This is a genomic window from Streptomyces sp. NPDC045778, from assembly GCF_056431945.1.
In genome coordinates this window covers 168956-180353 of sequence record NZ_JBWKJZ010000012.1, presented here as the reverse complement: position 1 = coordinate 180353, position 11398 = coordinate 168956, and the positions used below count along the sequence as shown (strand labels likewise).

General features: G+C 73.8%; 9 protein-coding genes. 2 read left to right on the top strand and 7 right to left on the bottom strand.

Going from position 1 to position 11398, the window contains the following annotated elements:
- Positions 1 to 6 precede the first annotated feature (6 nt).
- The 5 genes from AC07GB_RS17935 to AC07GB_RS17915 all read right to left on the bottom strand — a co-directional run bounded on the left by AC07GB_RS17935 (position 7) and on the right by AC07GB_RS17915 (position 5822).
- Positions 7 to 1017, bottom strand: a complete 1011-nt coding sequence (locus AC07GB_RS17935; protein ID WP_478846391.1) for an LLM class F420-dependent oxidoreductase — start codon at positions 1015 to 1017, stop codon at positions 7 to 9.
- Between the two features lie 116 nt (positions 1018 to 1133).
- On the bottom strand, positions 1134 to 1991 hold the full coding sequence (locus AC07GB_RS17930) for a hypothetical protein (RefSeq protein WP_478846390.1): 858 nt from the start codon (positions 1989 to 1991) through the stop codon (positions 1134 to 1136).
- A 222-nt stretch (positions 1992 to 2213) separates the two neighbouring features.
- Positions 2214 to 3257 carry an N-acetylmuramoyl-L-alanine amidase gene (locus AC07GB_RS17925; RefSeq protein ID WP_478846389.1) on the bottom strand — a complete coding sequence of 348 codons (1044 nt, stop codon included), beginning with the start codon at positions 3255 to 3257 and terminating at the stop codon, positions 2214 to 2216.
- A 10-nt stretch (positions 3258 to 3267) separates the two neighbouring features.
- Positions 3268 to 3951, bottom strand: coding sequence for a class I SAM-dependent methyltransferase (locus AC07GB_RS17920; RefSeq protein WP_478846387.1), 684 nt, complete (start codon positions 3949 to 3951; stop codon positions 3268 to 3270).
- Between the two features lie 116 nt (positions 3952 to 4067).
- Complete coding sequence (locus AC07GB_RS17915; protein WP_478846385.1) at positions 4068 to 5822, bottom strand: MFS transporter; 1755 nt, start codon at positions 5820 to 5822, stop codon at positions 4068 to 4070.
- Between the two features lie 248 nt (positions 5823 to 6070).
- Between AC07GB_RS17915 and AC07GB_RS17910 the strand changes: the two genes are divergently transcribed.
- Both AC07GB_RS17910 and AC07GB_RS17905 read left to right on the top strand, forming a co-directional pair.
- Positions 6071 to 7360: a lipid-transfer protein gene (locus tag AC07GB_RS17910; RefSeq protein ID WP_478846383.1), complete on the top strand. Its 1290-nt coding sequence runs from the start codon at positions 6071 to 6073 to the stop codon at positions 7358 to 7360.
- 104 nt (positions 7361 to 7464) lie between these two features.
- Positions 7465 to 8892 carry an MFS transporter gene (locus tag AC07GB_RS17905; protein WP_478846381.1) on the top strand — a complete coding sequence of 476 codons (1428 nt, stop codon included), beginning with the start codon at positions 7465 to 7467 and terminating at the stop codon, positions 8890 to 8892.
- Positions 8893 to 8899: 7 nt separating this feature from the next.
- On the opposite strand, the gene AC07GB_RS17900 is transcribed toward AC07GB_RS17905, so the two are convergent.
- Both AC07GB_RS17900 and AC07GB_RS17895 read right to left on the bottom strand, forming a co-directional pair.
- Entirely contained in the window at positions 8900 to 9541 is a 642-nt protein-coding gene (locus tag AC07GB_RS17900) for a response regulator (RefSeq protein WP_478846380.1), read from the bottom strand.
- Positions 9542 to 9886: 345 nt separating this feature from the next.
- A complete protein-coding gene (locus tag AC07GB_RS17895) occupies positions 9887 to 11131 on the bottom strand; it encodes a sensor histidine kinase (protein ID WP_478846378.1) in 1245 nt (414 codons plus the stop codon).
- Positions 11132 to 11398 lie beyond the last annotated feature (267 nt).

Sequence of the window (11398 nt, the reverse complement as noted above, 5' to 3'; positions counted from 1 at the left end):
CCGCGCCTAGGAGCAGAGTTCGGCGAGCACCCGCAGGGTGTTCGGCTCCCGGGCGAGGACCAGGAAGTCGGTGACGGGCCCCTTGCGCCAGAGTTCCAGGCGCTCGGCGATCCGCTCGCGCGGTCCCACCAGGGAGATCTCGTCGGCGAAGGCGTCCGGCACGGCGAGCACGGCCTCCTCGCGCCGCCCGGCGAGGAACAGCTCCCGCACCCGCCGCGCCTCGTCCGCGAAGCCCATCCGGGCCATCAGGTCGGCGTGGAAGTTCCTCTTCGCGTGCCCCATGCCGCCGATGTAGAAGCCGAGCATGGCCTTCACCGGCAGCAGGCCCGCGCGGACGTCGTCGCACACCGTCGCGCGGACGAGAGGGGCCACCATGAAACCGTCGCGCAGGCCGGTGAGCGAGGCCTCGTACGCGTCCGTGCGCGTCGGCGACCAGTACAGGGGCAGCCAGCCGTCCGCGATCCGGGTCGTCTGCGCGATGTTCTTCGGGCCCTCGGCGCCGAGGAGCACCGGCAGGTCGGCGCGCAGCGGGTGCGTGATGGGCTTCAGCGGCTTGCCGAGCCCGGACCCGTCGCCCCCCGGGTAGGGCAGCGGGTGGAAGCGGCCGTCGAGCGCCACCGGGGCCTCGCGCCGCAGCACCTGGCGTACGACGTCCACGTACTCCCGCGTCGCGGTCAGCGGGGAGGCGGGGAACGGCCTGCCGTACCAGCCCTCCACCACCTGCGGGCCCGAGAGCCCGAGCCCGAGGAGCACCCGGCCGCCGGAGAGGTGGTCGAGGGTCAGGGCGTGCATCGCCGTGGCGGTGGGGGAGCGGGCGGCCATCTGCGCCACCGCCGTGCCGAGCCGGATCCGCGAGGTGTGCGCCGCGATCCACGTCAGCGTCGTGAACGCGTCCGAGCCCCAGGCCTCGGCCGTCCACACCGAGTCGTACCCGAGCCGCTCGGCCTCCTGGACGAGCGCGAGCTGCCCGGGCTCGGGGCCGCGCCCCCAGTACCCGAGCGCGAGCCCAAGGCGCATGGTTCCTCCCGGCACACGTCCTGACGTACCGTCAGTTGCCTGTCCCGCCGGGACTGTACGCCAACGGCCCCCCGCCCGGAAGGGCGAGGGGCCGCTGAAGGCTTGCGGGAGCCGGGTCAGCCGCGCTGGATCCCGGTGGTGTCCTGGAGCACACCGCGACGCCCGTCCTGCGTCTGCGCCACCAGGCTCTGGCCGCGCTGCTCGACGGCCAGGTACCAGGTGCCCGGCGCCAGTTCGGCGATCGGGGTCGGCGAGCCGTCCTCCGGGTACAGCGGACGCGGCACCGGCACGGCGAACCAGAACGGCGAGAAGTCCGCCGACGCGGGCTGCGCCTGCGCGGCGGCCGGCGGCGGAGTGGCGCCGCCACCCTGCGGCTGCCCGCCGAACGACGGCTGCTGCGGCTGCCCCGGCTGCGCGCCGTACGGCTGCGACTGGGCCCCCGGGTAGCCGTAGCCACCCTGCGGCTGACCACCGTAGGGCTGCGGGGCGACCGGGCCCGGGGCGCCCATGAGGGGGGCCTTGAGGGCGGGGACGATGTTCGTGGCGACGGCGGCGGCGACGAGGACGAGCGCGCCGATCAGGCCGAGGATGAGGCCCACGCCGGCGTCGGGGGACTCGCTGCCACCGCTGGTGCCGCCGAGCCTGGCGTTGAGAAGCTCGAAGACCTTGTCGTAGGACTGGCCGGTGTCGAAGATCGCGCCGAGCGAGCTCCAGGCGGCGGCGAAGGTGAGGCCGATGCCGAAGGTCCCGAGGTCCAGACCGGCGACCTTGCGCTGTGCGCCCATCGCACGGCCCACGACGATGAGCCCGGCGCCGATGATGCCGGCGAGGTAGACGCTCATCAGCAGGTTGCCGTTGTCCCAGGCATTGGGAGCTTCGTCACCGTCAAAGGTGTCGAGGAACGACGCGATGAAGAGCAACACCGCTGCTCCGATCACCACGCCGTCGCCTCGAGTGAGGGAGCGGAAATTCACTTCAGGTCCTTCGTCAGTCGTCTCGTCGGTAGAGGCGTCGCTGTCGCCTGGTCGCGGTTCGCTCGCGGGCGTGAAGCGCGGGGGTGGCCCCTCATCGTACGGAGGACCTTATCCTCCGCCCGGGCGGGGTGTCTGCTTCAGATAAAGATCGTCACTGAGTGAAGATCTCCCGGTTGCCGTCCCGTGACGAGGCGGCGACGGGCTCCTCAAGACCGCCTGTACTCAGCCGGTAAGGAAGCTCCCGATTCCGTCGGAAATGCCGCGGGCCGCCTTCTGGCGCCAGTCCGGGTTCGTGAGCAACGCCTCGTCCTTCGGGTCGCGCATGTTGCCGCACTCGATGAACACCTTGGGGACCTTGGACAGGTTGAGGCCGCCCAGGTCGCTGCGGACGTCGAGGCCCGTGCCGCCGCCGACGTAGTTGGAGGGGGCGCTCTTGGTGGCGGACAGGAACTTGCCCGCGATGCGTTCGCCGAGGTCGCGGGAGGGGCCGACGATGGCGGTGGTGTCGGCGGCGCCGCCGCGGACCTTGGCGGGCAGGATCACGTGGAAGCCGCGGTTGCCGACGGCCGAGCCGTCGGCGTGCAGCGAGACGACGGCGTCGGCGCGGGCCGCGTTGCCGATGCGGGCGCGCTCGTCGACGCACGGACCCCAGGCGCGGTCGCCGTCCTGCGTGAGCCGGACCGTGGCGCCCTGCCGGTGCAGCTGGTCCCGCAGGCGGTGGGCGAGATCCAGGGTGAAACGGGCCTCCGTGTAACCCCTGTTGGTGGAGGTGCCGGTGGTGTCGCACTCCTTGGAGTTGGTGCCGATGTTCACCGGGCGGTTGATCTCCGCGCTGTGCCGGAAGTTGCCCGGGTTGTGGCCCGGGTCGATCACCACGACCTTGCCCTTGAGGGGGCCCGAGGGCGCGGGGCGGCCCCCCGGCGGGACCTTCGGGGTCTTCGGGTCCTTGGGGGCCTTGGAGTCCTCGGGGTCCTTCCCCGAGGGCTTGTCGTCCGGCTTGTCCGCAGGCTTCTCCGACCTGCCCGGGGCGGGGGACTTCGAGGAGTCGTCCGCGGTCGGCTTCGACGGCGCGTTCCGGTCCGAGCGGAGGGCCGAAGGCAGCGTTCTCGCCGAGTCGGAGTCCTCCGGTCCGCTCGTCGCGTCGTGGACGAGGTAGCCCGCGAGCGCGGCGGGCGCGAGCACGGCGAGGCTGACCGCGAGTGCGCGGCCGCCGCGGAAACGGCGGGGCGGGCGGGGTGGCTGGCTGTCCGGACCTACGTACGACACGACAGGGAGCCTATCCGTGGCCGGAGCGGGCCGCGCCGGTTCGGCGCAGGACGCGGAGGGAGTCGGTGACGGGGTTTTCTGCGTCCTCTGTGAACATCCCGGACTCCAGGGCCCGGAGGTAGACGCGGTACGGGGCCTGCCCCGTCCATTCGTCCACCGGGTCGGGGAACACGTCGTGGATGACGAGCAGGCCGCCGTCGGCCACGTGCGGCGCCCACCCCTCGTAGTCCGCGCTCGCATGCTCGTCGGTGTGCCCGCCGTCGATGAAGACCAGGCCGAGCGGGGCGTGCCAGAGCCGCGCCACCTGCGGGGAGCGGCCGACGACCGCGATCACGTGGTCCTCAAGGCCCGCCTTGTGCAGGGTGCGCCGGAAGGTGGGCAGCGTGTCCATGCGGCCCACCTCCGGGTCCACGGTCTGCGGGTCGTGGTAGTCCCAGCCGGGCTGCTGCTCCTCGCTGCCCCGGTGGTGGTCGACCGTGATCACACTCACACCGGCCGCGCGGGCCGCGTCCGCGAGCAGGATGGTGGAGCGCCCGCAGTACGTGCCGACTTCGAGCAGGGGAAGCCCGAGGGCCGCCGCCCGGCGCGCGGCCGCGTACAGGGCGAGCCCCTCGCGGACGGGCATGAACCCCTTGGCCGCCTCGAAGGCGCCGAGGACCTCCGGCGCGGGGGTCTGGGCCTGAGTGGCAGCCATCGTCTTCCTTCCGGACGGGACCAGCGCGGGAGAGGACCCGCGTACGTACGGGCGCCATGGTGCACCACACCCCCGGCGCCGGGGCGACGGGGGTGTGACCTGCTCGCGCGGGCGGCTCAGGCCAGGATCTCGCTGCCACCGGGGAGGGCCAGGTCGACCTCGACGGGCCGCCCCTCGCCCCCGTGGACGGCCGTGACGGCGTGCGGCGCGTGCCCGGCGGCGGTGGCCGAGAGCACGTAGGCGCCGTCGGCCGGTGCGGCGAGGGCGTACCGCCCCTCGCCGTCGGTGAGCGCGGAGCCCGCCCGGCGGCCGTGCGGGTCGATCAACGTGACCTGGGCGCGGGCCACCGGCGTGCCGCCGGGGGAGAGGACCCGCCCCTGGAACCCGCGGGTGAGGGCCTCCGCGGCCCGGGCGAGCGCGGCGTCCTCCTCGCTGCTGGCCCGCAGCTGCGTGTGCTGAGCCGCGGCGGGCCGCTGCCTGCCGGGCAGGAACAGCGCGAGGACGAGCCCGATCGCGACGGCCCCCGTGGCGATGAGGAAGGAGGCGCGGAACCCCTCCATGGTGGGCACCTCGACGGGACCCACGCGGTCGGCGGTGTTGGCGAGCACCATGCCGATGACGGCGCTGGACACCGAGGTGCCGATGGACCGCATCAGGGTGTTGAGGCCGTTGGCCGCGCCGGTCTCGGACGGGTCGACGGCGCCGATGATGAGCGCGGGCAGCGAGGAGTAGGCCAGGCCGATGCCCGCGCCGACCACGACCGAGATGACGATGGTCTGCCAGGCGGCGCTCATCAGGCCGAGGCCCGCGCCGTAGCCGATCGCGATGACGAGCATGCCGAGGATCAGGGTGACCTTCGGCCCGTACGCGGCCGACAGGCGCGCGTAGAGGGGCGCCGTGAACATCATCGTGAGGCCGAGCGGCGCCACGCACAGGCCCGCGACGACCATCGACTGGCCGAGGCCGTAGCCGGTGGCGGAGGGGAGCTGGAGGAGCTGGGGGAGCACCAGCGAGATGGCGTAGAAGGCGACACCGACCATGATCGAGGCGAGGTTGGTGAGCAGCACCTCGCGCCGGGCCGTGGTGCGCAGGTCGACCAGCGGCGCCTTGACGCGCAGCTCCATCACGCCCCACAGGACGAGCACCACGGCCGAGGCCGCGAACAGGCCGAGGGTCAGGCCCGAACCCCAGCCCCAGTCGCTGCCCTTGGTGATGGGCAGCAGGAAGAGGACGAGGCCCGCCGAGAGCCCGAGCGCGCCGAGGACGTCGAAGGTGCCCTCGGCCCGCAGCGGGCTCTCCGGCACGAACAGGACGATGAGCAGCATGGCGAGCGCGCCGAGGCCCGCGGCCCCGAAGAACAGGGCGTGCCAGTCGGCGTGCTGCGCCACGAGGGCGGCGGCGGGCATGGCGAGGCCGCCGCCGACGCCTATGGAGGAACTCATCAGGGCCATGGCGGAGCCGAGCTTCTCGCGGGGCAGCTCGTCGCGCATCAGGCCGATGCCGAGCGGGATGGCACCCATCGCGAAGCCTTGCAGCGCACGCCCGGCGATCATGACGACGAGGTCGTCGGTGAGGGCGCACACCAGCGAGCCGACGACCATGACCGCGAGGCTCGTGAGCAGCATCCGGCGCTTGCCGAAGAGGTCGCCGAGTCTGCCCATGATCGGGGTGGAGACGGCGCCCGCGAGGAGCGTCGACGTCATGACCCAGGTGGCGTTGGACGGCGTCGTGCGGAGCAGGGCCGGCAGGTCCTTGATGACCGGCACGAGCAGCGTCTGCATGACGGCGACGGTGATGCCGGCGAAGGCGAGTACGGGGACGACACCGCGGGCTGCGCGGTCAGCGCGGGGGTGGGCCGTCGCGTGCGACATAGGGCTGGGGCCTCCGGGCGAAGGGGTGACGGGGCGGTGGGGCGGTGCGACGGCCGGGTGAGGTGTGGAGCGCGTCGCGTGTGAGGTGTGTGTGATGAGTGGGGCGGGCGGGGCGCCCGCGATTACATGCACGATGAACCTGTCTCCCGGGGCGACTATTCCGGCGCGCGTCGTACCAAAGGAACTCTTGACCCGCCATTGACCGCGCCTGTACGCGCACCCGCCGCCCGCCCCTCGATCTGCCCGTCGTGCCCGGTGCTACCCCCTGGCCGCGCACCGGCCTTCCGTCGAATTGGAACGTGTTCTATTCTGCCGCCGTCCCACCGGGCACCGCCAGGGAGGAACGGATGAAGACGTACGTCGTCGGCGTCGGCATGACGAAGTTCGAGAAGCCCGAGACCAGGGACTGGCAGTACTGGGACATGGCGCGGGAGGCGGGCACCGGGGCCCTGGCGGACGCCGGGATTCCGTACGCGGGAGTGGAACAGGCGGTCGTCGGCTATTGCTTCCAGGCCTCGACGGCGGGCCAGCGCGCGGTGTACGAACTCGGCCTGACCGGCCTGCCCGTCTACAACGTCAACAACAACTGCGCGACCGGCTCGACCGCCCTGATGCTCGCCCGCCAGCTCGTGGCGGGCGGTGCGGGCGACTGCGTCCTGGCCCTCGGCTTCGAGCGGATGAAGCGCGGCTCCCTCGGCGGGAGCGGCGACGGTGACTTCGCCGCGTCCCCCGTGGCCCGCCACTACGGGGTCATGGCCGCACGCCACGGCTTCGCGGCCACCCCGCCCACCGCCCAGATCTTCGGCAACGCGGCCCGCGAGCACATGGAGCGGTACGGCACGACACCGGCGCAGCTCGCGGCGGTGGCCGCCAAGAACCACCGGCACTCGGCGCACAACCCCCTCGCCCAGTTCCGGTCCGTCCACACCGTGGACGAGGTCCTCGCCGCCAAGGTCATCCACGCCCCGCTCACCAGGCTCCAGTGCTCGCCGACCTCCGACGGCGCGGCGGCGGCGCTCGTCGCGTCCGAGCGCTTCGTGGAGCGGCACGGGCTCGCGGACCGGGCGGTCGAGATCCTCGCCCAGGCCATGACGACGGACACCGAGGAGTCCTTCGCCTCCGGCTCGTGCCTCGACGTGGTGGGCCGCCCGATGACGCGCGCGGCCGCGGACCGGGTCTACGCCCGCTCGGGCCTGACCGCCGACGACCTCGACGTCATCGAGCTGCACGACTGCTTCTCCATCAACGAACTCCTCACGTACGAAAGCCTCGGCCTGTGCGCGGAGGGCGAGTCCGGCAAGCTCGTCGAGTCCGGCGCGACCACGTTCGGCGGGCGCTGGGTGGTGAACCCCTCCGGCGGCCTGATTTCCAAGGGGCACCCCCTCGGCGCGACGGGCATCGCCCAAGTCGCGGAGCTGACCTGGCAGTTGCGGGGTAAGGCGGGCCAGCGGCAGGTGCCCGGGGCGCGGGTCGGCCTCGCGCACAACATCGGGCTCGGCGGCGCGGCGGTGGTGACGCTGCTGCGGAAGCCGGAGTGAGGCGGCCGGCGGGCCCGGGACTTCCGGCCTAGGTCCCGCGCCCCAGGGCCTGCCCCGCCAATTTCCGATGTACGGGGCACGCGTCGGCTGTCAGCATGGAGCCCATGCTGGAGACCCCCGTCGACACCCCGATATCCCGGCGCGCCGCCGCGCCCCTGTGGCTGGTCGTGGCCGCCGCCTGCGCCGGTCAGTTCCTCGTCGTCCTCGACGTGTCCGTCGTCAACGTGGCCCTGCCGTCCATGCGGGCCGACCTGGGCCTCAGCGCCACGGGCCTGCAGTGGGTCGTCAACGCCTACTCCATCGCCTTCGCCGGGTTCATGCTGCTCGGCGGGCGCGCGGGAGATCTGTTCGGGCGCAAGCGGATGTTCCTGGTGGGGCTCGGCCTGTTCACGCTCGCCTCGCTCGGCGGGGGGCTCGCGCAGGAGGGCTGGCAGCTGCTCGCCGCGCGGGCGGTGCAGGGCCTCGGCGCCGCCGTCCTCGCGCCCTCCACCCTGACCATCCTCACCTCCGCCGTGCCGGAGGGGGCCGCGCGGGTGCGGGCCATCGCCACCTGGTCGGCCGTGGGGGCCGGGGGCGGCGCCGCGGGCGGGCTCGTCGGCGGCGTCCTGACCGACGGGCTCTCCTGGCGGTGGGTGCTGCTCGTGAACGTGCCCGTCGGCGTCCTCGTGTTCGCCGCCGCGCTGCGCTGGATCAGCGAGAGCCGGGCGGGCGGCGCCCGGCGCCTCGACGTGCCCGGGGCCGTCCTCGTCACCGCGGGCATCGCCACGCTCGCCTACGGCATCGTGCAGACCGAGGTGGAGGGCTGGTCCTCCGCCGCGACCCTCGTGCCGCTCGCGGCCGGGCTCGCCCTGATCGCCGCGTTCCTCGGCGTCGAGGCGCGCTCCAAGGCGCCGCTCATGCCCCTGAAGCTGTTCCGGGTGCGGTCCGTCTCGGCGGCCAACGCGACCATGTTCGTCTGCGGCATGGGCCTGTTCGCGATGTGGTTCTTCATGACCCTGTACGCGCAGAACGTCCTCGGCTACACGCCCCTTGAGGCCGGGCTCGCGCTCATCCCCAGCTCCGTCAGCGTCGTCGTGGGCTCCAAGGTCGCGCCCCGGCTGATGCGGGTCATGGGGGCGCGGTCGGTCACCGTCATCGGCGTCCTGACCGCGGCCGCCGGATTCACCTGGCAGTGGCGGATGCTCGCCGGGGACGGCGCGCACGGGGAGTACGTCACCTCGATCATGCTGCCGGGCATCCTCATGATGCTCGGCGCCGGGCTCGCGGGCACCCCGCTGGCGTCCCTTGCCACCAGCGGGGCCGAGCCGGGGGACGCGGGGCTCGTCGCCGGGCTCATCAACACCTCGCGCACCATGGGCGGTTCGCTGGGGCTCGCGATCCTCTCCACGGTCGCCACGGCCCGCACGGCGGGGCGCCCCGGCGCCGCGGCGGTCGCGGACGGCTACGCGCTCGCGTTCCTCTGGGGCGCGGTGTTCCTCGCCCTGGCCGCGCTCGTCGTCCTCGTCTGGGTGCCGCGCGCGGCCCGCGACTGACCCGCGGCTACAGCCACCCCTGGTGGCGGGCCTCCCGCGCGGCCTCCATGCGGTTGCGCGTGCCCGTCTTGCCGATGGCGGCCGACAGGTAGTTCCGTACGGTCGACTCCGACAGGTGAAGGGCCGCCGCGATGTCGGCGATCGTCGCCCCGTCCACCGAGGCCCGCAGCGCGTCCGCCTCGCGCGGCGTGAGCGGGTTCGGGCCCGCGCTCAGGGCTGCCGCCGCCAGGGCCGGGTCGATGACGGTCTCGCCGCGCAGCACCTGCCGGATCGCCTCCGCGAGATCCTCCACGGGCCCGTCCTTGACCAGGAAGCCCGCCGCGCCCGCCTCCATGGCCCGGCGCAGATACCCCGGCCGCCCGAACGTGGTGAGGATGAGCACCCGGCAGTCCGGGCACTCCTCCCGCAGCTCCGCCGCCGCGTCGAGCCCGCTGCGCCCCGGCAGCTCGATGTCGAGCAGCGCCACGTCGGGCCGCGCGGTCAGCGCGGTCCGCACGATCTCGTCCCCCGCCCCGACCTGCGCGACGACCTCGATGTCCGGCTCCATCCCCAGCAACAGCGCGAGCGCGCCGCGCATCATGCCCTGGTCCTCGGCGAGGAGGACTCTGGTACATCGCGTGGGCCGGTGGTCCCGGGGCATCTCGTCCATGGCGTCAGGCTACGGCCAGGGCTCCAGTTCAGAGCATGGAGAAGCCCCGCCTACGTGTCCTCGGCGGAGCGCGCGGACGGGGCCGGGGTGAGTGGTTCGCCCAGTGCCCGAGCGGCCGTCATCGCGACAGGCGTGGCGGTGCCCGGCCGGCCGGACCCCCGGGGGCCTTTCGGGTCCGGCCGGCCTCCCCCCCGTCCGGGGCTTCGGGCGAGCCCCGGGGTCCCAGTCCGAAGTGGGGGGCGAACCGGCCTGGCGCCTGGCCAAGCCATTGGACTGGACCTTACGGGTTGACTGAACTCCGTCAAGAGCTGCGGCGCATTCCGGCACAGTCCGGCACATGGAGCCTCACGCCGGGGCGGCCCCCGCCGCCGCGCGCTCCCCGCCCTCGGCCGGCAGTACGGCCGTGATGCGGAAGCCGGAGCGTGGCCCCGGGCCCGACTCCAGGGAGCCGCCCGCCGCGGCGAGGCGTTCGGCCAGGCCCTTGAGGCCGCTGCCGGGCGGGGTCGCCCCCGTGCCGCGGCCGTCGTCGGTGACGGCCAGGCGGGTGCGGTCCGCGGTGCCGGTGACCTCGATCTCGCAGCGGCTCGCCCGGGCGTGCCGGACGACGTTGGTGGCCGCCTCGCGCACCACCCAGCCGAGCAGCGCCGACGACCGCGGGTCGAGCGGCGGCCCCGACTGGCGTACGACCGTCTCCACGCCCGCCGCGTCCAGCAGGTCGCGCACCCGGTCCAGCTCCGAGGTGAGCGAGGCCTCGCGGTAGCCGGTGACGGCCTCGCGGATCTCCGTGAGCGCCTGCCTGCCGACGGACTCGATGTCCGCGACCTGGCCGAGCGCGGCGTCCACGTCGCGCGGCGCGAGGCGGCGCGCGGCCTCCGACTTCACCACGATCACGGACAGGGTGTGGCCGAGCAGGTCGTGCAGGTCCCGGGAGAAGCGCAGCCGCTCCTCCGCCACCGCGCGCCGCGCCAGTTCCTCGCGGGCCGCCCGCAGGTCCCGTACCGCTTCGGAGAGGGACAGGATCGCCGCCGTCACCATCGTCGACAGGAACGTGCCGTACGCGATGTTGACGCCGTCCCAGCCCTCCCTGAGCCCGGCGACCGCGCCCGCGAGGGCGGCCAGGGCCAGGCCGGTGGGGCCGAGGCGGCGGCCCCGGACCACCGCGCCGACGGCGAGGCCGAACAGCGGGAAGAACATCAGCCAGTTCCCGCCGTACCCCGCGGCGAGCGCGACGGTCAGCGCGCCCATCGCCAGGAGCGCGCCCCGCGTGCCGCGCGACTCCCGCTTGGCCTTGTCGAAGGCCCGGAAGGCGATCGAGATGTAGAGCGAGTTGAAGACCAGCAGGCCCACCCCCGCGATCCACGGGTTCGGGGTCCGGCCCTGGAGCAGGTGGGAGAACGCGCCCAGGCCCATGAGCAGCCACGGGAGCAGTGCGAAGCCGTTGGGCGGGCCCGGGGGCTCCTCGTCGCACTCCCGGCGGTCGCGCCGCCGCTCCCGCCAGGCGGCCTTCTGCCGCGGCCACTCGGCGTGCCACGCGCCACGTGCCGCGCGCACCTCGTGCAGTCGGCAGGTGACGCCGCGCATCCAGGACATGTCGTGCTCCCCGTCGGTCCCCGGTCCGTTCCGTGTGTGACGTCGACAGTACGGAACGGGGGCGGGGGCCGCGCAGACCCCTTCGTACGGTCCTGGCCAGGACAAATGTCATGGGTGCCGGCGCCCGCCGCCGTAGCTGACGCTGCGTCAGGAGGCGGTGCCGGGAGCCTTCCCAACTGCCGGGCGCTGGGCTATACATGGGAGCGCCGGACTGGAACGCGTTCTAGAACGGGCTCTTCCGGCCCTGTCGCGACCTCGGTGCGGCCG